Below are 24,396 nucleotides of genomic sequence, written 5' to 3' on the forward strand. Positions count from 1 at the left end.
GTTGTGCGCCGTTTCGGCTAGCGCGCCGGTGTGCGGGTGAAGAACACGTCCTGCTTGTTGTCGGGCCGCTCGGTCGTGGCCACGTACGCCGAGAGGAACCAGCCCGGGGAGTGCGTCAGCGCGTAGTAGCCGCCGAGGTAGGGACCGTCCCAGTTGGTGGCCCGTTCCATGTTGAAGGAGCCGGCCAGGTGCCGCTCCCGCCACGGGCGCTTGCCGGCCAGGCACGCGGCCCCCGCGTTGCAGGTGACCATCCACAGGTCCGTGGGCGTCCCGGCGGCGTCGGTGTTGCGGCGGAAGTCGTAGTAGGTCACCGCCACGGTGCCGTTGCCGGCGACGTCCACCTGCGGCAGGAAGGCCTGCCCGTTGCCGCCCGGCTCGCTGTCGGGGGTCTGGTTGATCTTCCGGGGCCGGGTCCAGGTGCGCCCGCCGTCGCGCGAGGCCGCGTACCCGATGGCGCTGCGGCTGCGCGACAGCCCGTCCTCGGCCCACACCACGTGCAGGTCGCCGGTGCGCTCGTTGACCGCGATGTCGGGGATGATGCCCGGCTGCGGCACCGGGGAGGTCCCGTCGTCGGGGAGCTTGGGCGCGTTCAGCTCGTGCTCGCTGATGGTGACCGCCGGGGACCAGGTCCGCCCCCCGTCGGAGGAGCGCACGACGCGCACCCGCTCCGGCAGGTCGGCGGGCGGCATCGGCGGGCCGCCGATGGGGAACTCGTTCTCCACGAACACGTTCACCAGCGACCCGTCGGGCAGCACCACGATCTGGTTGCCGATCGTCGCCTGGTGGCCGCGCTCGGACCGGTAGATGGACACCGGCTCCTCCCAGGTGCGGCCGCCGTCGCGGCTGCGGGCGAGCATGGTGTCGTGCTCGTCGGTGGGGATGACCCGGCGGTTCCACACCGCGAACACCTGACGCGGGTCGCGCGGGTGGGCGGTGATGGACGGCTTGTCGTTCCAGGCGTGGGCGATGTCGTCCCCGATGACCTTGGCCGGCTCGCTCCAGGTGTCGCCGCCGTCGGTGGACTTGGCCACCAGGACGGCGGACTCTCCCGGCCAGCTGAACGACGAGGCCACCGCGTACAGGTCGCCGTTGGGGGCGAAGCTGACCCACGGCCCGCCGGACCGGTTGTGGGTGCCGCCGCTGCACTGGGTGAAGCCGGGCAGCGTCACCTGCCGCCAGGTGCGGCCGCCGTCACGGCTCACCCCGGCGATGATGCCGCGGGCGTTCCCGTAGCTCCGGCGGTCCTGCTGCCAGATCGTCACCAGGTGGCGCGGGTTGCGGGGGTTGACCGCCAGCCACGGCTCCACCTCGGTGGACAGGTCGATCTCGTCGAAGCCGTGGTCGGCGGTGCACGCGGTGAACGGCGAGGTGCCCGAGATCGCGGTGGTGCCGTGCGGGCCGCCGTGCGGACCGCCGGCCCGCACGGCCGCCGCGGCGGTGCCCGTCGGCACCAGCGCCAGCGCGGCCGCCCAGGCGGTTCCGATCGTGATCAGGGGAAACGGTCTTTTACGCATGGCATCTCCGAAACTTGGGGATTGCCGAAATCGTCGCCGCACCCCCTGGTGCGCACCTGGTGCACAGCTCGAGGTCGCCCGGCGCGCCCCGGCGGTCGGGCCGTGGCGCACCGCCGGCGGCCGCGGCTCCAGCACCTCTCGACCCGGTACCACCGCCGCTCGATCGGCCCGGTCCAGCACGTCTCGACCCGGTCGCGAACCGGCGCGGAGAGCATGAGGCGTCCCGAGTGAGTCCTCGGGGTCGGCCCGGCAGCGGCGCCGTCCCGGGAGAGGAGATGTGGATGGTGCACCGGACTTTGATCGTCGCCCGGATGGAGCCGGCCAACGCCGAGGCGGTGGCCGAGATCTTCGCCGAGTCGGACGCCACCGATCTGCCGCACATGATCGGGGTGTCCCGCCGGACCCTGTTCCGCTTCCACGACCTGTACTTCCACCTCGTGGAGGCCGACCAGGACATCACCCCGAACCTGTACAAGGCGCGCAGCCACCCGCTGTACGAGGACATCAACACCCGGCTGGCCAAGCAGGTGCGCCCGTACGACCCCAACTGGAAGGAACCCAAGGACGCGATGGCCATTCCCTTCTACCAGTGGGAGGCGTGAGCGATGTCCGACAACGTCGCAGAGCGGACCCAGGAGCGGACCGCGTGCGTGTTCTGCGCCGACGACGCCGTGGTCAACAGCCGCCGCGGCGGCCGGATCCGCGTCGTGCTGAGCCCCAAGACGGTGCAGTCGACCTCCGGGTTCATGGGCGACCTCACGCTGCGGCCCGGCGAGTACGTCTCCGAGCACTACCACCCGTACTCCGAGGAGTTCCTCTACGTGGTGCGGGGCGAGCTGCTGGTGCGGATCAACGGGACCGAGGAGATGACCGTCGGCGCCGGCACGGGCGTGTTCATCCCCATCGGGGTGCGGCACCGGGTCTCCAACCCCGGTGAGGAGGAGGTCTTCGCCGTGTTCCACCTGTCGCCGCTGGCGCCGCGGCCCGAGCTGGGCCACGTCGACACCGAGGAGCTGCCCGGGGCCGACCAGCCCAACCCGGAGGTGGGGGCCCCGCGATGAACCGTCCGACGGATGATCGCCGCGTGGTCGTCACCGGCATCGGCGTCGTGGCCCCGGGCGGCATCGGCCAGAAGGCGTTCTGGGAGATGCTGGTGGCCGGGCGCACCGCGACCCGTCCCATCTCGCTGTTCGACGCCACCGGGTTCCGCTCCCGGATCGCCGCCGAATGCGACTTCGACCCCGCCGCCGAGGGACTGAGCCCGCAGCAGATCCGCCGGATGGACCGCGCCGCCCAGTTCGGCGTGGTGGCCGCGCGGGAGGCGCTGGCCGACAGCGGGCTGGAGCTGCAGTCGGTCCCGCCCGAGCGGGTCGGGGTCAGCATCGGCAGCGCCGTCGGCTGCACCATGGGCCTGGAAGAGGAGTACGTGGTGCTCAGCGACGGCGGCCGGCAGTGGAACGTCGACTGGCGGTACGGCGTGCCGCAGCTGTACGGCTACATGGCGCCCAGCACGATCGCCGCCGAGGTGGCGCAGGACTGCGCCGCGGAGGGGCCGGTCGCGCTGATCTCCACCGGCTGCACCGCCGGGCTGGACTCCATCGGCCACGGTGCGCAGCTGCTGCGGGAGGGATCGGCGGACGTGGTGATCGCCGGTGCCACCGACGCCCCGATCTCGCCGATCACCTCGGCCTGCTTCGACGCGATCAAGGCGACCTCGCCGCGCAACGACGACGCCGAGCACGCCTCCCGGCCCTTCGACGCCACCCGCAACGGCTTCGTGCTGGGCGAGGGCTCGGCGGTGCTGGTGCTGGAGGAGCGCTCGGCGGCCGAACGGCGGGGCGCGCACATCTACGCCGAGATCGCCGGGTTCGCCAGCCGCAGCAACGCCTACCACATGACCGGTCTCAAGCCGGACGGACGGGAGATGGCCGAGGCCATCCGGGTCGCGCTGCGGCGGGCCCGGCTGGACCCCGACGCGATCGACTACATCAACGCCCACGGCTCGGGCACCAAGCAGAACGACCGGCACGAGACCGCGGCGTTCAAGCGCAGCCTGGGCGGCCGGGCCTACGAGGTGCCGGTCAGCTCGATCAAGTCGATGATCGGCCACTCGCTGGGCGCGATCGGCTCCATCGAGGTGGCCGCCTGCGCCCTGGCGCTGGAGCACCAGACGGTGCCGCCCACCGCCAACCTGCACCACCCCGATCCCGAATGCGACCTGGACTACGTGCCGCTGACCGCCCGTGAGCAGCGCCTGGACGCGGTGCTGAGCGTCGGCAGCGGATTCGGCGGGTTCCAGTCCGCGATGGTGCTCAGCCGTTGAGGACGTCCCTTTTGTCCCCAGGCGCCCTACCCGGGGCGTCCTGAACGGTGAGAACGATGGCCGCCGCCCCTCCCGGGGGCGGCGGCCATCGCGCGTGTGGGGACCGGTGCCGCCTCAGCGCGCCGCGAACTCCATCACGGTGAAGCGCCCGGCCCGCCGCTGCGCGGTGAGCCGCAGGTCGGCTTGCTCGCCGAGAGCCCGGTACTCCTCGACCGACCGTTCCCGCCCGCCGAGGCAGAAGAGCATGTCCATGTCGAGCAACCGCACCATGTCCAGGGTGTTCGGTTCGCCCGCGGTGTGCTCGACCACGTGCAGGCGGGCGCCGGCCCCGTCCGCCATGGCCGCACGGACGCCCTTGAGGATGCGGACGGCGTCCGCGTCCGCCCAGTCGTGCAGGACCAGCTTGAGCACGTAGACGTCGCAGCCGCCGGGCACCTCGGAGAAGAAGTCGCCGGGCGCCAGCTCCACGCGCCCGGACATCCCGCGCTCGTCCAGCAGCGCGCGGGCGCCCTCCAGCGCGGCGGGCCGGTCGAACAGCACCCCGGTGCCGTCGGGGCGGCGTTCCAGCAGCGCGGCGAGGAGGTAGCCCTGCCCGCCGCCGATGTCGGCGACCCGGGTGAACGGCCGCGACGCGATCGCCTCGGCGATCGCGTCGACGCCGCCCCGGTTCACCGCCGTCATCGCGCGGTGGAACGTGCCGGCCAGGTCCGGCTTGGTCTCCAGGTAGTCGAACAGCGGCATCCCGAACACCGCCTCGAACGCCGGCCGGCCCGTCCGCGCGGTGTGCAGGACGGCCTCGTACGGCCGCCAGAACAGCTCGGTGCCGTTCATCAGCACCAGGTCGCGCACGCTCTGCGGGACGTCGTCGCGCAGCAGCTCCGACATCGGGGTGAGCGCGAACTCGCGGCCGGGCCGCTCGGCGAACACCTGGTAGGCCGCCGCGCAGCGCAGCATGCGCAGCAGGACCTGCTCGTCGGTGCCGGTGCGGCGGGCCAGCTCGCCGACGGGCAGCGGCCCCGCGGCGAGGTGGTCGGCCACCCGCAGCTCGGTGAGCGCCCAGATCACCGGGGCGATGACCCGGCCCATCGTGAGCATGACCAGCTGGTGCCGCGCGGGCGCCGCGGCGAGCTGCTCGAACGCGGAGGGACCGGCGGCGTCGCGGCCCCCGTCCCCGTGAATCGTCGGTGTTTCGGTCATGGGCGCGTGCCTTTCGTCGTCCGGACGTCCCTGCGGGCAACGTGACACGCCGGGCTCTAGCGCTCCTGGCGCCCGGCTGAACCGCCGCCGGGCGCCGGCGGCGCGCCGCGCGCCCATCGGTCTTCGACCGCCTCTTTAGCGGACTGCCGGACCCTCCTGACAGCAAGCATCGGCGTTCCTTGACCGGACCGAGGACGGAGGAACCAATGGCGCAGTTCACGCTGGACGACGTGCGACGCCTCATCCGCGCCTGCGCGGGTGAGAGCGGGGCCGAGCTCGACGGCGACATCGCCCAGATCACCTTCGAGGAGCTGGGCTACGACTCGCTGGCCGTGCTGGAGATGGCGGCCAAGGTCCAGCAGGAGTACGGCATTCCGATGCCCGACGAGGCGGTCGAGCAGATGCGGACGCCGCAGGAGGCGGTCGACTACATCAGCGGCCGGCTCGCCACGGCCTGAGCGAAGGAGGCGAAGCGATGACGACCGTCGGGCACACCGACAACGAGATCAAGATCAACGCGCCGATGGACCTGGTCTGGGACATGACCAACGACATCGAGTCGTGGCCGCGGCTGTTCAGCGAGTACTCCTCGGCCGAGATCCTCAAGGAGGAGAACGGCACCATCACCTTCCGGCTCGCGCTGCACCCCGACGAGAACGGCACCGTGTGGAGCTGGGTGTCGGAGCGCACCCCGGACCCGGTGACCCGGACGGTGCGGGCCCGCCGCGTCGAGACCGGCGTGTTCGAGTACATGAACCTGTACTGGGAGTACCGGCAGGAGGACGACGGCGTCGTCATGCGGTGGGTGCAGGACTTCCGGATGAAGCCCGACGCCCCCATCGACGACGCCGCGATGACCGAACGGCTCAACCGCAACACCGCCGTCCAGATGGCGCGGATCAAGGGCCTGGTGGAGGAGGCCGCGGCGGCGGGCCGGCGCGGGCTGCCCGACCCGGAGTGACCGTGACCGGACTGCTCATCGTGGTCATGCTGCTCGGCAACGGGCTGGCCGCGGGGGTCATGTTCTCGACGGTCATCGGCATCGTGCCGATGACCCTGGCGCAGTCCTACGACCGGTACGTCGAGACCATCCAGTTCCTGTGGCCCCGTTACGACCCCTTCATGCCGATCACGCACGCGCTGACGGTCGTGCTCGACCTGGCCCTGGTCGTCACGGTCGACGACCCGACCGCGCGGGCGCTGTTCGGGGCCGCCGGCGTCCTGCTGGTGGTCGTCATGGCCATCTCGGTGATCAAGAACGTCCCGATCAACCGGTACGTGATGTCGCTGGACGCCGCGGCCCCGCCCGCGGACTGGGAGCGGCGTGACCCGCGCACCCGCTGGCGCGCCTGGAACCTGCTGCGCACCAGCCTGGCGATCGTCGGGCTGGCCGCCAACGCCGCGGGCGCCGCGGCGCTCATGTAGCCCCTGTCTTCCCTGGAGGAACAGATGATCGATCTCAACGGCAAGAAGGCCGTCGTCACCGGCGGCACCCGCGGCATCGGCCGGTCGGTCGTGCTGGCGCTGGCCCGGGCCGGCGCCGACGTGCTGACCTGCGCCCGCGGCGAGGGCGAGGCCGCCCAGTCGCTGGCCCGGGAGCTGAAGGAGCTCGGCGGCGACCACCAGGTCGTCAAGGCCGACGTGGGCGAGCCCGCCGACGTCCGGCGGCTGGCCGAGGAGGCGCGCACCCGGTACGGCCGGGTGGACGTCCTGGTGCACAACGCCGGCGTGATCAGCCACATCCCGTTCGAGGAGCTGCCGCTGGAGGAGTGGGACCGGGTGCTGAACACCAACCTCACCTCCGCCTACACGCTGCTGCAGACGCTGCTGCCGCTGCTGCCGGAGGGGGCGTCGGTGATCAACGTGGGCTCGCGGGTGGCCACCATCGGCATCCCGCAGCGCGCCCACTACACCGCCTCCAAGGCGGGCCTGATCGGGTTCACCCGGTCGGCGGCCAAGGAGCTCGGCCCGCGCGGGATCCGGGTGAACGTGGTGGCGCCGGGCCCGGTGGAGACCGAGGCCGAGGTGCCCGAGGAGGTCCGCGAGCGGTACCGGCGGATGATCCCGCTGGGCCGGCTGGGCCGCGGCGAGGAGATCGCCGGGGCGGTGCTGTTCCTGGCCAGCGACCTGGCCTCGTTCGTGCACGGCGAGACCATCCACGTGGACGGGGGCATCTGATGGCCGCGCAGGCGTTCCGGGTGATGCTGCGGATGAACATCCACCCGGGCATGGAGAAGGAGTTCGAGGAGACCTGGTACCGGGTCGGCAAGGCGATCGTCGACCACCCGGCGAACCTGGGGCACTGGCTGTCGCGGGACGCCGAGGAGCCGAGCGTCTACTACGTGGTCAGCGACTGGGTCGACGAGCCCCGCTTCCGCGAGTTCGAGCGCAGCGACGACCACCTGGAGCACCGCACCAAGCTGCACCCGTACCGCTCCGGCGGCTCGATGACCACCATGCACGTGGTGTACGGCATGACCGGTGCCGCCTCGGCGTCCCACGGGGACCGATGAGCCGGCTGCGAGTGCTGCTCTACGCGACCGCCCCGGAGGACGACCCCGGGGCGGTCGAGCGTGCGTACCACGAGATCAGCAAGGCGCTGGCCGGCACCCCCGGGCTGCTGGGCAACGAGCTGCTGGGCTCCACCACCGAGCCGGGCTCCTTCATCGTGATGAGCGAGTGGGAGAGCCCGGAGGCGTTCACCGCATGGGAGCAGGGCGCCGGGCACCGCGGCACCACCGCTCCGCTGCGGCCCTACCAGGACCGCCGGCGGGGATCCCCCTTCGGCATCTACGACGTCGTCGCCTCCTACTGAGAACGGCACGACGAAGCGGCCGGGGCGCCAGGCCCCGGCCGCTTCGTCGTGCGTCTACGGCGTCGCGCTCACTTGCTCGCGGTCCGGTGGAACAGCCGGACCGCCAGCGGCAGGCACACCCCGACCAGCACCGCGAACCAGGCCAGCGCCATCAGCACCGGCCCGCTCGTGTCGCCGTAGCCGAAGAACAGCGCGCGCATGGAGTCCACCGTCGCGGTGACCGGGCTGTGGTCGGCCCACACCCGCAGCCAGCCGGGCAGCTTGTCCAGCGGGACGAACGCGCTGCTCATGAACACCACCGGCATCATCCAGATGCTGGCGGCCATCTGCGCGGCCTCCGGGGAGCGCGCCGTCAGCCCGATCACCGCCCCCACGCAGGAGATCGCGAAACTGAACGCCAGCAGGATCGCCAGCCCCGCCAGGACCTCCAGCGGCCCGGTGGTGAACCGGAACCCCATCAGGTGCCCGGCCGCGGCCAGCGCGATGATCACCGACAGGTTGCGCACCCCGTCGGCGATCATCCGGCCGGCCAGCACCGCCGAGTGCGACATCGGCAGCGACCGGTACCGGTCGATGAAGCCGCCGCGCAGGTCGTCGGCCAGCCCCACCGAGGTGGCGGCCCCGGCGAACGCCATGGTCTGCGCGAACATGCCCGGCACCATGAACGCCTCGTAGGCCAGCCCGGACACCGCGATCGCCCCGCCGAACACCGAGGCGAACAGCAGCAGGAACACCACCGGCTGGACGGCGGAGAAGAACAGCAGCTGCGGCACGCGCCGCAGGTGCAGCAGATGCCGCAGCATCACCACCCAGATGTCGTGGACGGTCCAGGCCGCCGCGGTGACGGAGGACGTCATGGGGCGGACTCCTTTCCGGCGGCGGGCGCGGGGGCCCGCTCGGTCAGCGTGAGGAACACCTCGTCGAGCGTGGGGCGCCGCAGGGACAGCCCGCGCGTCGGCACCCCGGCCGCCGCGAGCCCGGCCGACACCTCGGCCAGCGCCCCCACCCCGTCCCTGACGGGGGCCACCAGGGTGCGGGTCGCCTCCTGGACGTCGATGCGGTCCTCGACCTGGACGGCGTCCTTGAGCACCAGCTCCGCGCGGGCCAGGTCCTCCTGGGCGGCCACCACCACTTCCAGGTGCTCGTCGCCCACCTGCGCCTTGAGCTGGTCGGGCGTGCCCCGGGCGACGGCCCGCCCGTGGTCGACGATGAGGATCTCGTCGGCGAGCGCGTCGGCCTCCTCCAGGTACTGGGTGGTCAGCAGCAGGGTGGCGCCGTCGGCCACCAGCCCGCGGACCGCCTCCCACATGTCCATCCGGGCCCGCGGATCCAGCCCCGTGGTCGGCTCGTCCAGGAAGATCACCGCGGGCCGGGCGATCAGCCCGGCGGCCAGGTCGAGCCTGCGCCGCATCCCGCCCGAATATCCCTTGACCACGCGGTCGGCGGCGTCCACCAGGTGGAACTGCTCCAGCAGCTCGTCGGCCCGGGCCCGGGCCCGGGCCGCCCGCAGCCGGTGCAGGCGGCCGAACAGCACCAGGTTCTCCCGCCCGGTGAGGTTCTCGTCGACCGCCGCGTACTGCCCCGACAGCCCGATGGAGCGCCGCACCAGGTCGGGCCGCCGGACGACGTCGTGACCGGCCACCACCGCGCGGCCGGCGTCGGGCCGCAGCAGGGACGCCAGGATCCGCACGGTGGTGGTCTTGCCCGCGCCGTTGGGGCCGAGCAGCCCGAGCACGGTGCCGGCCGGGACCGCCAGGTCGAGCCGGTCCAGGGCGACGGTCGTCCCGTACCGCTTGACCAGGCCCTCGGCCTCAATGGCAGGGTTCACCATGGCCGCCTCTCAGTCCGCGCACATCTGGTCGACCAGCGAGGTGGCGTGCTTGGCGTCCCGGAACAGCGGATGGGCCAGCACCTCGCGCAGGAAGCCGGCGGTGGTCCGCACCTCCCGGCTGCCCACCACCAGCTCGCCGAGCGCCCGGTCCATGCGGGCGATGGCCTGCTCCCGGTCGGGCGCCCAGACGATGATCTTCGCCAGCAGCGAGTCGTAGTCCGCGGTGATCCGGGCGCCGGGCGCGGCGTGCGTGTCCACCCGCACGAACGGCCCGCCCGGGGCCACGAACTCCTCGATCGTCCCCGGGGTGGGCAGGAACCCCCGGTCCGGGTCCTCGGCGTTGATCCGGCACTCGATCGCCGCGCCGCGCGGCACGAGGTCCTCCTGGCGGAGCGTCAGCCGTCCTCCGGCCGCCACGGTGAGCTGCTCGCGGACCAGGTCGACCCCGGTGACCATCTCGGTCACCGGATGCTCCACCTGGATCCGGCTGTTGACCTCCAGGAAGTAGAACCGGTCCTGCTCGTCGACCACGAACTCGAACGTCCCGGCGCCGACGTAGCCGGCCTCCCGCGCCACCTTGGCGGCCAGCAGGCCCACCCGGTCGACGTCCTCGGGCGACACCGAGGGCGCGGGGCTCTCCTCGATCAGCTTCTGCCGGCGCCGCTGCACGGAGCAGTCGCGGGCCCCCAGGTACAGCGCGTTGCCATGGCTGTCGGCCAGGATCTGCACCTCGATGTGCCGCGCGGTCTCCAGGTACTTCTCCACGTACACCCGCGAGTCCCCGAACAGGGCCTGCGCCGTCCGCCTGGTCTCGGCGTAGGCGCGGGGGAAGTCCCGGGGGTCCTCGACGATGGTCATGCCGCGCCCGCCGCCGCCGGCGGACGCCTTGATGATGACCGGGTAGCCGATCCGCTCGGCGGTGCGGGCCAGCTCGGCGGCGTCGTCGACGGCCGGGTCGCTGCCCGGCAGCACCGGCAGCCCGAGCCCGGAGACGAACCTGCGGGCCCGCATCTTGTCCCCGAGCAGCGAGATCACCTCGGCGGAGGGGCCGATGAAGGTCAGCCCCTCGGCCTGGCAGATCTCCGCGAAGTACGGGTCCTCCGACAGGAAGCCGTAGCCGGGGTGCACCGCGTCCGCACCGGTCAGCTGGGCGGCGGCCACGATCGCCGCGGCGTTGTTGTAGCTGTGCCGCGAGGGCGCCGGGCCGATCTGGATCGCCTGGTCGGCGTACCGCACCGGCACCGAGTCGCGGTCGGCGGTCGAGTGCGCGACCACCGTCCTGATGCCCAGCTCGCGGCAGGTCCGGGCCACCCGCAGGGCGATCTCCCCGCGGTTGGCGATGAGCACGGTCTTGAACATGGGGTCGCCTTCCTCACTCGCCGCCGGCCGATTCCGGATCGACCTTGAGCAGCATCAGGGGCTGGCCGTACTCCACCGGGGTCTCGTTGTCGACGAGGATCTCGGTGACGAGGCCGGCCTGGTCGGCCTCGATCGGGTTCATCAGCTTCATCGCCTCGAGGATCCCGACCTGCTGGCCCGGCTCCACGCGGTCGCCGACCTTCACGAACGGCTCGGCGCCGGGCTCGGGCGCCCGGTAGAACACGCCCACCGCGGGCGCGGTGATCGCGACCGCGCCCTCGTCGGCCGCGGGCTCCCGGACGGCGGGCGGCGGAGCGGCCGGACGCGGCGCGCCGCCGCCCTCCACCGACCACTCGATCTCCACCGTCATCCCGTCGGACTGGATCTTCATCCGCCGGACCGGGGCCGCGGTGGCCGCCTCGAGCTGCGCGGCGCGCCGCACCACGGCGTCCAGCAGCGGCTCCGGGCCGGATACCGGATCGTCGGTCATCTCCCGTTCTCCTGTCTGCTCTGCTCTTGCGGTCCGGGCGGCCGTCACAGGGGCCGGGGCCGTCCGGGACCGGTCTCGGGCTGGGGCGCCGGGCGCAGGTCCGGGCGGTCGGACGCGGAGGCCGGATCCGCGAAGCCGGCGGCGATCTGGTCGGGACTGACGCCGGCGACCAGCCACATGTAGGCGCCGACGTGCATCAGTCCCGTCTGGACGTGCCGCAGCAGGTTCTGCAGCACGGTCGTCGGGTGTGTCGGGGGTCTCGCGTCCGGCATGGTCCCTCCGGGTGATCGGCCGGACACGAGCGTCGCGCGCGGAACTCTCCGGCCGGTCGAAGGGCACTGGACGCGGCCCGCCGCGGGATCGAGCGTCGCGCCAACCGGACACCAGCCCGCGCGCTCAGGCTGGGGGAGCGGATCGGGCCGGCCGGGCCGCGGGGCGGGACGATCCGGTGGACAAGTAGGCGTCCTACATGTAGCTTTTTTCGGAGCGGAGAGCAGGTGGACGGCGTGCTGCGGAAAGAGGCGTGCATTCATGGCGGTTGATCTGGCTCGGCTGCAGTTCGCCATTACCACGAGCCTGCACTTTCTGTTCGTGATCCTGACGCTGGGTCTCGGTCCGCTGGTCGCCATCATGGAGACCCGCTTTGCGCTGACGGGCAAGCCCGTGTTCGAGCGCATGACCCGTTTCTGGGGCCAGATCTACGTCATCAACTACGTGCTCGGCATCCTGGTCGGGCTGTCCCTGGAATTCCAGTTCGGGATGAACTGGAGCGGGCTCACCCACTTCGCCGGCGACGTGTTCGGCACCTCGCTGGCGATGGAGACCCTGGTGGCCTTCTTCGTGGAGTCCACGTTCCTGGGGATCTGGATCTTCGGCTGGGGCAAGCTGCCCCGGGCGGTGCACGCCGCGGTGTTCTGGGTGGTGGTGCTGACCGCCTACACCTCGGTGTTCTGGATCCTGACCGCCAACGGCTTCCTGCAGCACCCGGTCGGCCACCGGGTCCAGGGCGACCACCTGGAGCTGGTGGACTACGGCGCGCTGCTCACCAACGAGGCCGCGACCTCGGCGATCATGCACATCATCCCCGTGGTGCTGGCGACCGCCGGGTTCTTCGTCGCCGGGGTGAGCGCCTGGCATTTCCGGCGCGGCACCGAGGACGTGGAATTCTTCCGCCGCTCCATGAAGCTCGGCCTGGTCGTCGCCGGGGTCGCCGGATTCTTCGTGGCGGCCACCGGTTACTCCCAGCTGGACGTGGTGCAGAAGATCCAGCCGATCAAGTGGGCCCTGCTGTGGGGCGAGGACAGCGGCACCGGCCCCACCCTGGAACAGCTCCAGGCCCAGGCCGTGGCCAGGTACGGTCCCGGCGACTACACCCCGCCCGAATGGGTCGCCCCGACGTTCAAGGTGATGACCTACATCGGGTCCTTCCTGTTCGAGTACCTGTTCTGGCTGCCGCTGGTGATGGCGATCAAGACCTGGGTCGAACGGCGCCCGCTGCTGCTGCGGCTGCTGGTGTGGATCATCCCGATCCCGTTCGTCGCGGCCATCGCCGGCTGGCTGGTCCGCGAGGTCGGCCGCCAGCCGTGGCTGGTGTACGGATACCTGCGGACCGAGGACGGCGCCTCCCCGGTGGGCACGGCCAGCGTGCTGACCTCGCTGATCCTCTTCTCCGTCCTGTTCGTCGCCCTGGCGGTCGTGGACTACCTGCTGATCGCCCGGCTCGCCCGGTCGGGTCCGGACGCCGCGGTGCTCGGCGGCACGCTGCCGGTGACCGAGCCGGTCGCCGAGGGCGAGGCCGACCGGCCCGGCGACGGCCGGCTGCTGCGGCTGTAGGCCGGAAGCGAGGGAGTACCTCATGGAACTGATGTGGCTGCTGATCGTCGGGCTGTTCTTCGGCGCCTGGTTCGTGCTCGACGGCTTCACCGTGGGCGTCGGCCTGACCATGCGCATGGTGACCGGGCCGGGGACGCCGCGCCGCGCCGCGCTCACCGCCGTCGGGCCCTTCCTGCTCGCCAACGAGGTGTGGCTGGTCGCCACCGCCGGGCTGATGGCCGCGTCCTACCCCGCGCTGGAGTCGGGCGTGATGCCCGGCCTGTACCCGGTGATCACCGCGCTGCTGGTCTCCTGGGTGGTGCGCGACGCGGGCTTCTGGTTCCGCAGCCGCCGGGAGTCGCGGTCCTGGCAGCGGTTCTGGGAGGGCGCCCTGACGGCGGGCAGCCTGGGGCTCGCGTTGACCGCGGGGATCACCCTGGGCAACCTGCTCGGCGGGCTGCCCTCGGCGCCGGAGGGCGCCGGCGTGCTCGACCCGCTGGCGCTGGCCTGCGGCGTGCTGGTCACCGGGGTGTTCGCGCTGCACGGGGCGGTCTTCCTGAGCCTGCGGCTGCCCGCCGAGCAGGCTCCGGCCGCCGCGGCCCTGGCGGCCCGGCTGAGCTGGCCGGTGGCCGCCCTGGGCGCCGTGGTCGTCGCGCTGACCTTCGTCCTGGGCGACCTGGCCCGCCCGTGGCCGGCGCTGGCCGTCGCGCTGGCCGGGCTGGCCGCCGTGGTCCTGGCGGGCCGGTTCCTGGCCGGGCGGCGGTACGGGCGGGCGTTCGCGTGCACCGCGCTGGCGGCGCTGCTGCCGGTGCTCGCCGTCGGGTTCGGGCAGGCGCCCGAACTGCGGGACGGGGCGGCGACGCAGACCAGCCTGGAGCAGCTCGCCACGCTGGCGCTGCCGGTGATCCCGCTGCTGCTGCTGTCCCAGGTCTGGATGTGGTGGATCTTCCGGCACCGGGTGGGCCGGGACTCGGTGGCCTTCTTCTGAGCGCAGGGGGCCGGGGGCGATGAGACCCGAGGAACGGCGCCTGCTGCGGGAGCTGCCCGGCGGGCGCGGTCACCTGGCGTGGACCGGGCTCACCGCCCTGGCGGTCGCCGTGCTCGTCGTGCTGCAGGCCGAGCTGCTGGCCGGCGTGCTGGCGGACGGGGTGATGGAGGGCGCCGGCGCGGACCGGCTCGCCGTCCCGCTGGCGCTGTTCGCCGGGGTGCTGGCGCTGCGGGCGCTGCTGACCCGGGTCCACCAGGCCGCCGCGCACCATGCCGCCGCACGGCTCAAGCGGGCGCTGCGGGCCCGGGTGCTGCGGCGCACCCAGGAGCTCGGGCCGGCCCGGCTGTCGGGCCACCGCGCCGGGGAGCTGACCACCGCGCTCGGCCGCGGCCTGGACGCCCTGGACCCCTACCTCACCGGATATCTGCCGCAGCTGTTCCTGGCGGCCGCGGTCCCGGTGGCGGTGCTGGCCCGCCTCGGCGCCGCCGACCCGGCCGCCATGCTCACCATCCTGGTCACCCTGCCGCTCATCCCGATCTTCGGGATCCTCATCGGGCTGCAGACCCGGGCCGCCGCCGAACGGCAGTGGGGGCTGCTGTCGCGGCTCGGCGGTCACTTCCTGGACGTGGTCGCCGGACTGCCCACGCTGCGGGTGTTCGGCCGGGCCGAGGCCCAGGTCCGGGCGATCCGGGAGTCCGCCGACGCGCACCGCGCCGCCGCCCTGGGCGTCATGCGGGTGGCCTTCCTGTCGGCCCTGGTGCTGGAGCTGGTCGCGACGTTCTCCGTGGCGCTGATCGCCGTGCCGGTCGGGCTGCGGCTGCTGGACGGCGGCCTGGACCTGCGCACCGGCATGCTGGTGCTGCTGCTGGCGCCCGAGGCGTACCTGCCGCTGCGGGCCGTGGGGACGCGCTTCCACGAGGCGGTGGAGGGCGTCGCGGTGTCGCGGCAGCTGTTCGGGGTGCTGGACACCGCGGCGCCCGCCCCGCCGCCCGGCCGCGCCGCGCCGCCCGCCGCGCCCCCCGGCCTGCGGCTGGACCGGGTCACCGTCCGCTACGAAGACCGGGACGCGCCCGCGCTGGACGCCGTCGACCTGGACGTGGCACCGGGTGAACGGGTCGCCCTCGTCGGCGCCAGCGGGGCCGGCAAGAGCACCGTCCTGGCGGTGCTGCTCGGCCTGGCCGCCCCCGCCGGCGGAACGGTCGCGCTCGGCGGGCCGGACGGCGGCACCGCGCTCGCCGACCTGGACCTGGAGCGGTGGCGGCGCGGCATCGGCTGGCTGCCGCAGCGGGCGCACCTGTTCGCCGGGACCGTGGCCGACAACATCCGCCTCGGCGTTCCCGACGCCACCGACGAGCAGGTGCGCCAGGCCGCGCGGGAGGCGATGGCCGACGGGTTCATCACCGCGCTGCCGGACGGCTACCGGACCGTTCTCGGCGAGCGCGGCACCGGGCTGTCGGGCGGCCAGCGCCAGCGCCTGGCGCTGGCCCGGGTGTTCCTGCGCTGCCATACCGGCGAGGTGTCGCTGCTGCTGCTCGACGAGCCCGGCGCCCACCTCGACCAGGAGAGCGAGGCCGCCCTGCTGGAGGGGCTGCGCCGACTGATGGACGGCCGGACGGCGATCGTCGTCGCGCACCGCCCCGCCGTGCTCGGGCACGTGGACCGGATCGTCCGGCTGGCGGACGGCCGGATCGTCGCCGACGAGCCCGCCGCGCGCACCGGGACCGCCGAGATCGCCGGGATCGCCCGGTGAACGCGGCGGGGAGGCTGCGCGCCCGGCCGCTGGTGCGGTTCGCGCTGCTGCTGGCGCCCGCCGGCGGCCGGCTCGGGCTGGGCGCGCTGGGCCGGGTGTTTGCGGAGCTGTCGGGGCTCGGCCTGATGGCGACCGCGGCATGGCTCATCGCCCGGGCGGCGCAGCGGCCGTCCATCGAGGCGCTCGGCCTGGCGATCGTCGCGGTGCGGGCCTTCGCGCTGTCGCGGGGCGTGTTCCGCTACGCCGAGCGGCTGGTCTCGCACGACGCGGCGCTGCGCGCGCTGGCGGAACTGCGGACGGCCGTGTTCCGCGCCCTGATCCCGCACGTTCCCGGGCCGCGGGCGCCGCGCGGCGGCGAGGCGCTCAACCGGGTGGTGTCCGACGCGGAGGCGATCCAGGACCTGGTGGTCCGGTGCGTCATCCCGTACCTGGCGGCGATGGCGGTGTCCGCCGTCGCGGTGACGCTGTCGGCGGTGATCCTGCCGGTCGCCGGGGTGATCCTGGCGGCCGGGCTGCTGCTGGCCGGCGGGCTGGCGCCGGTCCTCACCGGCGTCGCCTGGCGCCGGTCCGGGCGGCTGATCGCCCCGGTCCGCGACCGGCTCGCCGTCCAGCACGTCGACCTGCTGCACGGCGCGGCGGACCTGGCGGTGTTCGGCGCCACCGGGCGGGCGCTGGCCGAGGCCGACCGCACCGCCGCCGAACTGGCCGCACTGGAACGGCGGGCGGGCCGGGTGTCGGCCCGGGCCGCCGCGGCCTGCCTGGTCCTGCAGGGACTCACCACGGCCGCCGTCACCGCCGTCGCGCTCCAGGCGAGCGCGGCCGGGCGGATCGACCCGGTGCTCGTCGCGGTCCTGGCCCTGGTGGCGCTCACCGCGTTCGAACCGGTCGCCCCGCTGCCGGCGGTGGCGCAGCGCGCGGTGGAGATCTCCGCGGCGGCGCGGCGGGTGCTGGCCGTCCTGGACCTGCCGGCGCCGCAGGGCCCGCGGGAACCGGCCGCCGACCCGCCGCACGGACCTGTCGCGGTCACCGCGCGCGACCTGCGCGTCCGCTACGACGAGGACCGCCCGCCCGCGCTCGACGGGGTCTCGCTGCGGCTGCGGCCCGGACGCCGCACCGTCCTGGTCGGCCCGAGCGGTTCGGGCAAGAGCACCCTGGTGGCCGCCCTGCTGGGACTGGTGCGGCCGGAGTCCGGAGCGGTGCTGCTCGGCGAGGTGGACCTGCGGCGGCTCGACGACGCGCAGTTGCGCGACCGGGTCGCCGCGGTGACCCAGGACGACCACGTCTTCCACACGACGCTCCGGGAGAACCTCCTGCTGGCCAGACCCGAGGCGACCGACGCCGAACTGCGCGCGGCGCTGCGCGCGGCCGGGCTGCTGGACTGGGTGGACGCCCTGCCCGACGGCTGGAACACCCTGGCCGGGGAGGAGGGCGCCCGGATGTCGGGCGGCCAGCGGCGGCGGCTGGCGCTGGCCCGCGCGCTGCTCGCCGACCCGCCGGTGCTGCTGCTGGACGAACCCACCGAGGGACTGGACCCGCGCACCGCGGACGCGCTGCTGGCCGACGTGCTGGCGGCGACCGAGAACCGGACGACCCTGCTGGTCACCCACCGTCTCGCCGGGCTCGCCGCGGCCGACGAGGTCGTGGTGCTGGAGGCCGGGCGCGTCGTGCAGCGGGGCGCCCCGGCGGAACTGGCGGCCGTGCCCGGCCGGTACCGCGAGCTGTGCGAGGCGGAACGGCTGGGACGGCGGGCGGAACGGGTGCCGGGAACGGTCTAGGTGCGGTCGGCGGCGCGATCGGGCGTCGCCGGTCCCAGCACGGCGCCGATGGTCGAGGTGAACGTCTGCCATGCGCTGCGTTCGTCGGCCAGCGCCCGCCTGCCCGCCGCGGTCAGCTGGTAGGTCCGGCGCTGCCGGCCGCCCACCACGCTCCACTTGCTGCGCAGGTAGCCGAGCCGCTCCAGGCGGCGCAGCGCGGGGTAGAGGGTGCCGGTCGGCAGGTCGATGGCACCCGAGCTGAGCTTCGCGAGCTCCTCCATGATCGCGTATCCGTGCAGCGCCCTGTCTTCGAGGACCGCCAGGATCAAGGCGTCGATGTGTCCGCGCAGCGAGTCCGGCCTCATGTCGGCAGTCTACATGATGAACGCGAAAAAGGCCTCCCCCGGGCGGGGAAGAAATGGATCGATTTACCTCGGGAGTCGTCCTGGTGGCGGATTGGGCGACTGGGTTGATCACAATTGTCAGGAGCGCTTGTCATTCCCGTGTTAATTGGGAGCAGGCGCAGGTGGCGGCCGGTGCTCCAGTCGGGCTCTAGGGACGGTGGATATCTTCATTTCCGGCCGTCCGCGTCGTCAGTTCCTCACGCGACGTCGACGCCGAAGCGAATACGGCCACCGGCCGGAGCGGTTACCGGCCGCGACGAGGAAGGGCATCTCATGGAGCTGTATCTGATGCGGGTGGGGACGATGCGCGCGACCGGGGGGCCGGTGGCGGCCTACCTGGTCCGGCACGAGGAGGGCGACGTCCTCATCGACACCGGATACCCGCGGGCGCGGGCCGGGGCGTACGCCGGCGAGCTGAAGGAGCCGGTGCAGCTGGACCACGGCCAGGACGTGGTCAGCCGGCTGGCCGGGCTGGGGATCGACGCCGGCGAGGTCCGGGACGTCATCATCTCCCACTTCGATCCCGACCACGCCGGCAACATGGACGCCTTCCCCCGGGCCACCTTCTGGGTGCAGGAGGAGCACTACGACACCGCCCGGTCGGGGGCGGTGCCCCGCCTGGAACGCTTCCGCGCGCTGTGGGATCTGCCCGAGGACCGGTTCGCCCTGGTCAAGGGGGACCAGGAGTTCCGGCCCGGCATCGAGCTGGTCGAGTCCGGCGGGCACATCCCCGGTCACCAGTCCGTGCTGCTGCGGCCCCCCGGCGCGCGGCCGGTCCTGCTGGCCATCGACGCGATCCCCACCTCGGCGGACCTGGACGCCGCGGAACGCTCCATCTACCCGTTCGACATGGACGAGGAGAGGGTCCGCGAGTCGACCCGCAAGCTGGCCGACCTGGCCCGGCGGGAGAACGCCCGGATCGTCCACGGGCACGACCCGGACCAGTGGCGGATCCTGCCACTGGCCCCCGAGCCGTTCCCGCTGTGACGCCGGGCGTCCCTCACCAGGCCACCGGCAGCGCCCGCGGTCCCCTGATCATCCCCTCCGTACGCCACCGGAGCTCCTCCCAGGGGACCGCGAGCCGCAGGCCGGGCAGGCGGCCGGTCAGCGCGGCGAACGCGACCTGCAGCTCGGCCCGCGCGAGCTGGGCCCCGAGGCAGCGGTGCACCCCGTGGCCGAACGCCATGTGCGGGTTGGGGGAGCGGGTCAGGTCCAGGGTGTCCGGATCGGCGAAGACCTCCGGGTCGCGGTCGGCCGAGACGATCGCCGGCAGCACGCCCTCTCCCGCGCGGATCCGGACCCCCGCGATCTCCACGTCCTCGGTGGCGACCCGGATGGTGCCGCCGCTCACCGACACCGGCGTGTAACGCAGCAGCTCCTCCACCGCGGACGGCAGGATCTCCGGCCGCTCGCACAGCGTCCGGTACAGCTCGGGACGGCGCAGCAGCACGACGGTCGAGGCCGCGATCTGGTTGGCGACCGTCTCGAACCCGGCCACCAGCAGCGTCACCCCGAGCACCACCAGGTCCTCGTCGGACAGCCGCTGATCGGCGGGCATCGTGACCAGCGAGCTGAACAGGTCGTCCCCCGGCTCCTTGCGGCGCCGGGCGAGCAGGTCGGCGAAGTAGCCCTTCAACCGCGCCGCCGCCCGTTCGATGCCCTGCGCCGACTGGCCGAGATAGTCCTCGGTCCACGCCCGGAACCGCGCCCGGTCCTCGGCCGGAACGCCGAGCAGCTCGCTGATCACCGTGATCGGCAGCGGCCGGGCGAAGCCCTCCACCAGGTCGGCCGGCGGGCCGGCCGCCACCAGCGCGTCCAGCAGCTCCCCGGCGAACCGCTCGATGCGCGGCCGCAGCGCGGCCACCCGGCCGGAGGTGAACGCGTGCAGCACCAGCTGCCGCAGCCGGGTGTGCTCGGGCGGGTCCAGGGTGGTGATCGACCTGCGCTCCAGCGGGGCGGCGCGCAGCCGCGGCGCGCCCGGCGCGGCGGCCGCCGCCCGGCTCAGCGCGGGCTCGGCGAACAGCCGCCGGTTGTCCCGGTAGCGGGTGACCAGCCAGGCGTGGTCGCCGTTGGGCAGCCGCACCCGCGTCACGGGCCGGTTCCGGCGCAGCCACGCGTACACCGGCGCGGGCTCCGACGGCACCGGGGTGTCCGGCGGGAAGTCGATCTGGGGTCCTGGTTCGGCCGTCATGACGTCCTCCAACGCCGCCGGGACGGCCCCGGCGCTGCACGGCAGCCTGCCCGCGGCCGGTCACCGGAGCCTGGAGTCCCGCTGGTGACCGCGCGGCGGGCCCGGCCGCGGCCGGAGCGGTCCAGCCAGCCTCCAGCGCCGGTGGACCCGCCGCGCGGATCATCGGTCCGCGCGGCGCCGGCCGGCGGCGCCCCGACGGTAAGGACGATCATGCTTCCAGAGAGAACATCGGTGCTGGTCGTGGGCGCGGGCCCGGTCGGCCTGTCGGCGGCCGCCTTCCTCGGCTGGCACGGCATCGATTCGGTGGTCGTGGACCGGCATCCGGGCCTGTCGGGACATCCGCGCGCCCGGGGCATCACCCCGCGGACGATGGAGCTGCTGCGCGTCATCGGCCTGGAGGAGCGGGTGCGCGGCACCGCGTCGGCCCGGGAGCTGGCCGCCAACGACGGCATCCACCTGGCCGAGAGCCTGGCCGGGCGGCCGCTGGGGCAGATGCGCCAGCCGTACTTCCAGTTCGGCTCGCCCAACTTCGAGGAGCTGAGCCCCACCTCCTGGTGCATGTGCCACCAGGACGAGCTCGAGCCGATCCTGCGCGACCGCGCCGTCGAGCTGGGCGCCGACGTGCACTTCGGGGTCGAGTGCACGGCGGTCGAGCCCGACGGGGACGGGGTCTGGGCGCGGCTGCGGCCGGCCGACGGCGGGACCGAGCGGCGGCTGCGCGCCGACTACGTCATCGCCGCCGACGGCGCGAACGGCAGGATCCGCCAGTGGCTGGGGATCGGGACGTCCGGGCCGGGGCGGCTGGGGCACTTCCTGAACATCAGCTTCGAGGCCGACCTGAGCGCCCAGCTCGGCGAGCGGCGTTTCATCATGTGCTACATCACCAAGGCGGGCGTCCGCTGCGCCCTGCTGCCGGTGGACAACGCGCGCCGGTGGATGCTGCACGTCATGTGCGAGCCGGAGGAGGTCCCCGGGATCACCGAGGAACGCTGCGTGGAGCTGGTGCGCGCCGCGGCGGGGGTGCCGGACCTGGAGGTGCGGATCGCCGGCGCCCTGCCGTGGGAGTCGGCCGGCCGGGTCGCCGACCGGATGCGCGCGGGCCGGGTGTTCCTGGCCGGTGACGCCGCCCACGTGATGCCGCCGACCGGTGCGTTCGGCTCCAACACCGGCATCCAGGACGCCCACAACCTGGCCTGGAAGCTGGCCGCCGTGCTGCGCGGCCGGGCCGGCGACGCGCTGCTGGACACCTACGAGGCCGAGCGGCTGCCGGTGGCCCGGGAGACGATGCTCCAGGCGGTGCTGCGTTCCAAGGACCGCCCGGGGGCCGGGCGCGACGCGGCCGCCCCGGTGGACCCGCGGATCGTCGCCGACCCCGTGGTGGTGCTCGGCTACCGGTACCGGTCGTCGGCCGTCGTGCCGGAGGACGGCGCCGCGTCCGGCGAGGAGACGGTGTGGGCTCCGCAGGCCGCCGGGGAGCCGGGAACCCGCGCCCCGCACGTGGCGCTGGCGGCCGGGTCGACCATCGACCTGGTGCGGCGGCGGTTCGTCGTCTTCGCCGGGCCCGCCGAGGGCGCCGCCTGGCGGGAGGCGTGCGCGGAGGTGGAACGGGACCTCGGCGTCCCGTTCGACGTCTACACGATCACCGATGGCGCGGGGGAGGACACCGGGCACCTGCACGACCTGGAGGGGCGCTGGGCGGCCGGTTACGGGGTGGACCCGGGCGGCGCGGTGCTGGTCCGCCCGGACGGGTTCGTGGCCTGGCGGTCCCGGTCCCTTCCCGAGGACCCGGGCGGGGAGCTGCGGCGGGCCATGACCCGGGTGCTGGCCGTCGCCGCGCCCGCCGCGACCGGGGTCTGAACGATGGCCCAGGTCAAGGTGTCCGCGCGCGACACGTCACAGCGGTCCGAGATCCGGGTGCTGGTCTACCTGCGCGAGCCGGAGGGCGAACGGGGCGTGATCGCCGAGGCCTACGGCCGCGCGCGGGAACTGCTCGAGGGCACCCCGGGGCTGCGCGGCGACCAGTTGCTGAGGTCGGTGACCGATCCCCGCCGGTTCACCCTCGTCATGGAGTGGGAGAGCCGGCGGGCCTACGCGGCCTGGGAGAAGGCGCACCGCGAGCGGGGGCATCGCTCGCCGCTGCGCCCCTACCAGGACAGGGAAAGGCCCGGCGGCCACTACGAGGTGTTCGCACTGGCCGCCGGGCGCACGTTCCGGCAGGGGGACGCCGTCGGCGTCAGCCCCTGAGCGACAGCGTTCTGCGCAGGACCCCGTCGAGGACCTCGACGGGGTCCTCGACTGCGTCCCGGGTGCGCCAGGCCACGAAGCCGTCCGGGCGGACCAGCGCCGCGCCGGCCGGGCCCAGCCCGTACGCCTGCGCGAAGCGGCCCGCCGGGTCGCCCACGTCGGCGCCGACGGCCACCGCGTCGACGTCGAGCCCCAGCCGGTCGGCGGCCCGCCGCATCGCGGTCACCAGCGCGCCGCCGCGCGGGCCGGCCAGCAGCACCGGGCGGCGGCCGAACAGGTCGAGAACCGACATCCGCCGCCCGTCGCGCTCGATCTCCACGTGCGGCGCGCGGGTGCCGGGCCGGCCGGTCAGCCGCTCCGGCGGCACCGCGAACGGCTCGTCCGCACCGTCCTCCTCGGCGATGACGGCGGTGGACCGGTAGCTGTAGCCGAACACGACCGAGTTGTAGTCGGCCGCGGTGCGGTCCGCGTCGATCGGCACCTTGCGCCCGGTCCGGTCGCGGGTCTGCAGCAACGCCTGCTCCATCGTGAACCACGCCACGGGACGGCGCTCGGCGTCGTAGGTGTCCAGCAGGTCCGGGCCGGCCTGGCCCTTGAGCACCGCGGCCAGCTTCCAGGCCAGGTTGTGGGCGTCCTGGATCCCGGTGCTGGCGCCGAACGCCCCGGTGGGCGGGAACACGTGCGCGGCGTCCCCGACGAAGTGCACCGGCCCCTCCCGGAACCGCTCGGCGACCTTGGCCTCGACCTCGTAGACCAGCACGCTCGTCCCGTCCGCGAGCTGGGGGAGGACGGTGATCTCCGCGTCCGGCAGGCCGATCGCGGCACGGGCCATCTCCACGCAGCGCTCGGGCGTGAAGTCGCCCAGCGCCTCGCCCGACCCGGGGTCGAAGGGAACGCCCAGCACCCAGCGTCCCCGCCCGTCGTGGGGGAGCAGCACCGTGCCGGGCCGGGGCAGGTCGAAGTGTCCCACCCCGACGTTGCGCCCGCGCAGCGCCCGGTCCAGGTCGGCGCTGAAGACGAAGTTGACCGAGCTGCCCAGGGAGCCCGGCCCGGTGACGCCGACGCCCAGCTGCTCCCGCAACGGGCTGCGGTGGCCGTCGGCCGCGATCACGTGGTCGGCGTGCACGGTGGTGACGCCCCGGTCGTCCTCGATCTTGGCGATCGCGCCGCCGTTCCCGGCCGGCTCCAGGGCGCGCAGCGCGGTGGAGAAGCGCACGTCGGCGCCCAGCTCCTCGGCGTGCGCCCGCAGCAGCACCTCCAGCCGGTCCTGGTCGATCGGGGCCCAGGGGCAGGGCGAGACGCCGGTCGTCCCGTCGGCCGAGCGCGGCGGCGCCATCGGGGTCCGCCCCCGCTCGGGAGCCGCCAGCGACTCGGCGTGGACGATCTGCGAGCGCTCGTCGTACGCCCGTGACGTGGCCTCCAGGACCGTGCGTTCCAGGCCGATGCCGCGCAGCAGTTCGACCGAGCGCGGGTTGACGGCGCGCGCCCGGGGGTGCAGCAGGGTTCCGGGGCGGCGCTCGACCACCACCGTCCGTACTCCGTGCCAGCTCAGGAAGGCGGCCGCCGACAGGCCGACCAGACCGCCTCCGACGATCAAGACAGGGGTGTGCTCCTCCACCGTGGTCCTCCTTGCGACCGGCGCGCGTGTGCGGCCGGGTGTGACGGCCGGACGCGATGGCCGGATGGATGGCCGGATGTGGGCGTCCGCCGCTCCAGGGTGACCA

General features: G+C 73.9%; 26 protein-coding genes. 16 read left to right on the top strand and 10 right to left on the bottom strand.

All coding sequences use genetic code 11. The features are described from left to right. Positions 1 to 17: 17 nt before the first annotated feature. Positions 18 to 1,514 (bottom strand): sialidase family protein, encoded by a 1,497-nt coding sequence (locus tag HNR21_RS21975; protein WP_182706685.1) that lies wholly within the window; start codon positions 1,512 to 1,514, stop codon positions 18 to 20. Between the two features lie 281 nt (positions 1,515 to 1,795). Between HNR21_RS21975 and HNR21_RS21980 the strand changes: the two genes are divergently transcribed. Genes HNR21_RS21980 through HNR21_RS21990 form a run of 3 tightly spaced genes read left to right on the top strand, consistent with a single transcriptional unit; the run spans position 1,796 to position 3,837 of the window. Next, complete coding sequence (locus HNR21_RS21980; RefSeq protein ID WP_220500250.1) at positions 1,796 to 2,116, top strand: TcmI family type II polyketide cyclase; 321 nt, start codon at positions 1,796 to 1,798, stop codon at positions 2,114 to 2,116. Positions 2,117 to 2,119: 3 nt separating this feature from the next. Continuing rightward, positions 2,120 to 2,575, top strand: a complete 456-nt coding sequence (locus tag HNR21_RS21985; RefSeq protein ID WP_119730330.1) for a cupin domain-containing protein — start codon at positions 2,120 to 2,122, stop codon at positions 2,573 to 2,575. Beyond that, entirely contained in the window at positions 2,572 to 3,837 is a 1,266-nt protein-coding gene (locus HNR21_RS21990; RefSeq protein ID WP_182706686.1) for a beta-ketoacyl-[acyl-carrier-protein] synthase family protein, read from the top strand. The genes HNR21_RS21985 and HNR21_RS21990 overlap by 4 nt, the downstream gene beginning before the upstream one ends. Positions 3,838 to 3,951: 114 nt before the next feature. On the opposite strand, the gene HNR21_RS21995 is transcribed toward HNR21_RS21990, so the two are convergent. Next, positions 3,952 to 5,034 (bottom strand): methyltransferase, encoded by a 1,083-nt coding sequence (locus tag HNR21_RS21995; RefSeq protein ID WP_182706687.1) that lies wholly within the window; start codon positions 5,032 to 5,034, stop codon positions 3,952 to 3,954. A 206-nt stretch (positions 5,035 to 5,240) separates the two neighbouring features. On the opposite strand from HNR21_RS21995, the gene HNR21_RS22000 reads away from it, so the two are divergent. The 6 genes from HNR21_RS22000 to HNR21_RS22025 are packed head-to-tail and all read left to right on the top strand — an operon-like array spanning position 5,241 to position 7,849. After that, positions 5,241 to 5,492, top strand: a complete 252-nt coding sequence (locus HNR21_RS22000) for an acyl carrier protein (RefSeq protein ID WP_119730333.1) — start codon at positions 5,241 to 5,243, stop codon at positions 5,490 to 5,492. Between the two features lie 17 nt (positions 5,493 to 5,509). Further along, on the top strand, positions 5,510 to 5,995 hold the full coding sequence (locus HNR21_RS22005; protein WP_119730334.1) for an SRPBCC family protein: 486 nt from the start codon (positions 5,510 to 5,512) through the stop codon (positions 5,993 to 5,995). A gap of 2 nt (positions 5,996 to 5,997) precedes the next feature. Then, positions 5,998 to 6,459: an anthrone oxygenase family protein gene (locus HNR21_RS22010; RefSeq protein WP_182706688.1), complete on the top strand. Its 462-nt coding sequence runs from the start codon at positions 5,998 to 6,000 to the stop codon at positions 6,457 to 6,459. A 24-nt stretch (positions 6,460 to 6,483) separates the two neighbouring features. Continuing rightward, entirely contained in the window at positions 6,484 to 7,212 is a 729-nt protein-coding gene (locus HNR21_RS22015; RefSeq protein ID WP_119730336.1) for an SDR family NAD(P)-dependent oxidoreductase, read from the top strand. After that, positions 7,212 to 7,547 (top strand): antibiotic biosynthesis monooxygenase family protein, encoded by a 336-nt coding sequence (locus tag HNR21_RS22020; RefSeq protein ID WP_119730337.1) that lies wholly within the window; start codon positions 7,212 to 7,214, stop codon positions 7,545 to 7,547. Before HNR21_RS22015 ends, HNR21_RS22020 begins: the two co-directional genes overlap by 1 nt. After that, entirely contained in the window at positions 7,544 to 7,849 is a 306-nt protein-coding gene (locus tag HNR21_RS22025; RefSeq protein ID WP_119730338.1) for an antibiotic biosynthesis monooxygenase family protein, read from the top strand. Before HNR21_RS22020 ends, HNR21_RS22025 begins: the two co-directional genes overlap by 4 nt. A gap of 68 nt (positions 7,850 to 7,917) precedes the next feature. On the opposite strand, the gene HNR21_RS22030 is transcribed toward HNR21_RS22025, so the two are convergent. The 5 genes from HNR21_RS22030 to HNR21_RS22050 are packed head-to-tail and all read right to left on the bottom strand — an operon-like array spanning position 7,918 to position 11,801. Beyond that, positions 7,918 to 8,706 carry an ABC transporter permease gene (locus HNR21_RS22030; RefSeq protein WP_119730339.1) on the bottom strand — a complete coding sequence of 263 codons (789 nt, stop codon included), beginning with the start codon at positions 8,704 to 8,706 and terminating at the stop codon, positions 7,918 to 7,920. Next, positions 8,703 to 9,680: an ATP-binding cassette domain-containing protein gene (locus HNR21_RS22035; RefSeq protein WP_220500251.1), complete on the bottom strand. Its 978-nt coding sequence runs from the start codon at positions 9,678 to 9,680 to the stop codon at positions 8,703 to 8,705. Before HNR21_RS22035 ends, HNR21_RS22030 begins: the two co-directional genes overlap by 4 nt. A gap of 9 nt (positions 9,681 to 9,689) precedes the next feature. Further along, complete coding sequence (locus HNR21_RS22040) at positions 9,690 to 11,039, bottom strand: acetyl-CoA carboxylase biotin carboxylase subunit (RefSeq protein WP_182706690.1); 1,350 nt, start codon at positions 11,037 to 11,039, stop codon at positions 9,690 to 9,692. 13 nt (positions 11,040 to 11,052) lie between these two features. Continuing rightward, entirely contained in the window at positions 11,053 to 11,529 is a 477-nt protein-coding gene (gene accB / locus HNR21_RS22045) for an acetyl-CoA carboxylase biotin carboxyl carrier protein (protein WP_119730341.1), read from the bottom strand. Positions 11,530 to 11,573: 44 nt separating this feature from the next. Further along, on the bottom strand, positions 11,574 to 11,801 hold the full coding sequence (locus tag HNR21_RS22050) for a hypothetical protein (RefSeq protein WP_182706691.1): 228 nt from the start codon (positions 11,799 to 11,801) through the stop codon (positions 11,574 to 11,576). A 259-nt stretch (positions 11,802 to 12,060) separates the two neighbouring features. On the opposite strand from HNR21_RS22050, the gene HNR21_RS22055 reads away from it, so the two are divergent. The 4 genes from HNR21_RS22055 to cydC are packed head-to-tail and all read left to right on the top strand — an operon-like array spanning position 12,061 to position 17,854. Beyond that, entirely contained in the window at positions 12,061 to 13,362 is a 1,302-nt protein-coding gene (locus tag HNR21_RS22055) for a cytochrome ubiquinol oxidase subunit I (protein WP_182706692.1), read from the top strand. Positions 13,363 to 13,384: 22 nt separating this feature from the next. Continuing rightward, positions 13,385 to 14,329 carry a cytochrome d ubiquinol oxidase subunit II gene (locus HNR21_RS22060; protein WP_182706693.1) on the top strand — a complete coding sequence of 315 codons (945 nt, stop codon included), beginning with the start codon at positions 13,385 to 13,387 and terminating at the stop codon, positions 14,327 to 14,329. A gap of 19 nt (positions 14,330 to 14,348) precedes the next feature. Beyond that, positions 14,349 to 16,079, top strand: coding sequence for a thiol reductant ABC exporter subunit CydD (cydD, locus tag HNR21_RS22065; protein ID WP_182706694.1), 1,731 nt, complete (start codon positions 14,349 to 14,351; stop codon positions 16,077 to 16,079). Next, positions 16,076 to 17,854: a thiol reductant ABC exporter subunit CydC gene (cydC, locus tag HNR21_RS22070; RefSeq protein WP_312881155.1), complete on the top strand. Its 1,779-nt coding sequence runs from the start codon at positions 16,076 to 16,078 to the stop codon at positions 17,852 to 17,854. The genes cydD and cydC overlap by 4 nt, the downstream gene beginning before the upstream one ends. Here cydC and HNR21_RS22075 read toward each other — a convergent pair. After that, positions 17,851 to 18,198 carry a PadR family transcriptional regulator gene (locus HNR21_RS22075; protein WP_182706695.1) on the bottom strand — a complete coding sequence of 116 codons (348 nt, stop codon included), beginning with the start codon at positions 18,196 to 18,198 and terminating at the stop codon, positions 17,851 to 17,853. The genes cydC and HNR21_RS22075 overlap by 4 nt on opposite strands. Before the next feature lie 312 nt (positions 18,199 to 18,510). On the opposite strand from HNR21_RS22075, the gene HNR21_RS22080 reads away from it, so the two are divergent. Then, entirely contained in the window at positions 18,511 to 19,224 is a 714-nt protein-coding gene (locus tag HNR21_RS22080; RefSeq protein WP_182706696.1) for an N-acyl homoserine lactonase family protein, read from the top strand. 13 nt (positions 19,225 to 19,237) lie between these two features. Here HNR21_RS22080 and HNR21_RS22085 read toward each other — a convergent pair whose 3' ends face one another. Continuing rightward, a complete protein-coding gene (locus tag HNR21_RS22085) occupies positions 19,238 to 20,428 on the bottom strand; it encodes a cytochrome P450 (RefSeq protein ID WP_119730348.1) in 1,191 nt (396 codons plus the stop codon). A 210-nt stretch (positions 20,429 to 20,638) separates the two neighbouring features. On the opposite strand from HNR21_RS22085, the gene HNR21_RS36080 reads away from it, so the two are divergent. Together HNR21_RS36080 and HNR21_RS22095 are read left to right on the top strand one after the other, a co-directional pair. Beyond that, positions 20,639 to 22,285: an FAD-dependent monooxygenase gene (locus tag HNR21_RS36080; RefSeq protein ID WP_182706697.1), complete on the top strand. Its 1,647-nt coding sequence runs from the start codon at positions 20,639 to 20,641 to the stop codon at positions 22,283 to 22,285. A gap of 3 nt (positions 22,286 to 22,288) precedes the next feature. Then, positions 22,289 to 22,672 (top strand): antibiotic biosynthesis monooxygenase family protein, encoded by a 384-nt coding sequence (locus HNR21_RS22095; protein WP_182706698.1) that lies wholly within the window; start codon positions 22,289 to 22,291, stop codon positions 22,670 to 22,672. Here HNR21_RS22095 and HNR21_RS22100 read toward each other — a convergent pair. Beyond that, positions 22,662 to 24,269 (bottom strand): FAD-dependent monooxygenase, encoded by a 1,608-nt coding sequence (locus HNR21_RS22100; RefSeq protein WP_220500252.1) that lies wholly within the window; start codon positions 24,267 to 24,269, stop codon positions 22,662 to 22,664. The two genes, HNR21_RS22095 and HNR21_RS22100, sit on opposite strands and share 11 nt — an antisense overlap. Positions 24,270 to 24,396 lie beyond the last annotated feature (127 nt).

Origin of the sequence: Thermomonospora cellulosilytica (assembly GCF_014138835.1) — a bacterium.
GTDB classification, from domain to species: Bacteria; Actinomycetota; Actinomycetes; order Streptosporangiales; family Streptosporangiaceae; genus Thermomonospora; species Thermomonospora amylolytica.

Coding starts and splice junctions, on each gene's coding strand:
- HNR21_RS22050 (WP_182706691.1), bottom strand. CDS start 11,801: ATGCCGGACGCGAGACCCCCGACACACCCGACGACCGTGCTGCAGAAC.
- HNR21_RS21985 (WP_119730330.1), top strand. CDS start 2,120: ATGTCCGACAACGTCGCAGAGCGGACCCAGGAGCGGACCGCGTGCGTG.
- HNR21_RS22060 (WP_182706693.1), top strand. CDS start 13,385: ATGGAACTGATGTGGCTGCTGATCGTCGGGCTGTTCTTCGGCGCCTGG.
- HNR21_RS22030 (WP_119730339.1), bottom strand. CDS start 8,706: ATGACGTCCTCCGTCACCGCGGCGGCCTGGACCGTCCACGACATCTGG.
- HNR21_RS22055 (WP_182706692.1), top strand. CDS start 12,061: ATGGCGGTTGATCTGGCTCGGCTGCAGTTCGCCATTACCACGAGCCTG.
- HNR21_RS22025 (WP_119730338.1), top strand. CDS start 7,544: ATGAGCCGGCTGCGAGTGCTGCTCTACGCGACCGCCCCGGAGGACGAC.
- HNR21_RS22075 (WP_182706695.1), bottom strand. CDS start 18,198: ATGAGGCCGGACTCGCTGCGCGGACACATCGACGCCTTGATCCTGGCG.
- HNR21_RS21975 (WP_182706685.1), bottom strand. CDS start 1,514: ATGCGTAAAAGACCGTTTCCCCTGATCACGATCGGAACCGCCTGGGCG.
- HNR21_RS22005 (WP_119730334.1), top strand. CDS start 5,510: ATGACGACCGTCGGGCACACCGACAACGAGATCAAGATCAACGCGCCG.
- HNR21_RS22035 (WP_220500251.1), bottom strand. CDS start 9,680: ATGGTGAACCCTGCCATTGAGGCCGAGGGCCTGGTCAAGCGGTACGGG.
- HNR21_RS22080 (WP_182706696.1), top strand. CDS start 18,511: ATGGAGCTGTATCTGATGCGGGTGGGGACGATGCGCGCGACCGGGGGG.
- HNR21_RS22095 (WP_182706698.1), top strand. CDS start 22,289: ATGGCCCAGGTCAAGGTGTCCGCGCGCGACACGTCACAGCGGTCCGAG.
- HNR21_RS22020 (WP_119730337.1), top strand. CDS start 7,212: ATGGCCGCGCAGGCGTTCCGGGTGATGCTGCGGATGAACATCCACCCG.
- HNR21_RS21980 (WP_220500250.1), top strand. CDS start 1,796: ATGGTGCACCGGACTTTGATCGTCGCCCGGATGGAGCCGGCCAACGCC.
- HNR21_RS36080 (WP_182706697.1), top strand. CDS start 20,639: ATGCTTCCAGAGAGAACATCGGTGCTGGTCGTGGGCGCGGGCCCGGTC.
- HNR21_RS21990 (WP_182706686.1), top strand. CDS start 2,572: ATGAACCGTCCGACGGATGATCGCCGCGTGGTCGTCACCGGCATCGGC.
- HNR21_RS22015 (WP_119730336.1), top strand. CDS start 6,484: ATGATCGATCTCAACGGCAAGAAGGCCGTCGTCACCGGCGGCACCCGC.
- HNR21_RS21995 (WP_182706687.1), bottom strand. CDS start 5,034: ATGACCGAAACACCGACGATTCACGGGGACGGGGGCCGCGACGCCGCC.
- HNR21_RS22000 (WP_119730333.1), top strand. CDS start 5,241: ATGGCGCAGTTCACGCTGGACGACGTGCGACGCCTCATCCGCGCCTGC.
- HNR21_RS22040 (WP_182706690.1), bottom strand. CDS start 11,039: ATGTTCAAGACCGTGCTCATCGCCAACCGCGGGGAGATCGCCCTGCGG.
- HNR21_RS22085 (WP_119730348.1), bottom strand. CDS start 20,428: ATGACGGCCGAACCAGGACCCCAGATCGACTTCCCGCCGGACACCCCG.
- cydD (WP_182706694.1), top strand. CDS start 14,349: ATGAGACCCGAGGAACGGCGCCTGCTGCGGGAGCTGCCCGGCGGGCGC.
- accB (WP_119730341.1), bottom strand. CDS start 11,529: ATGACCGACGATCCGGTATCCGGCCCGGAGCCGCTGCTGGACGCCGTG.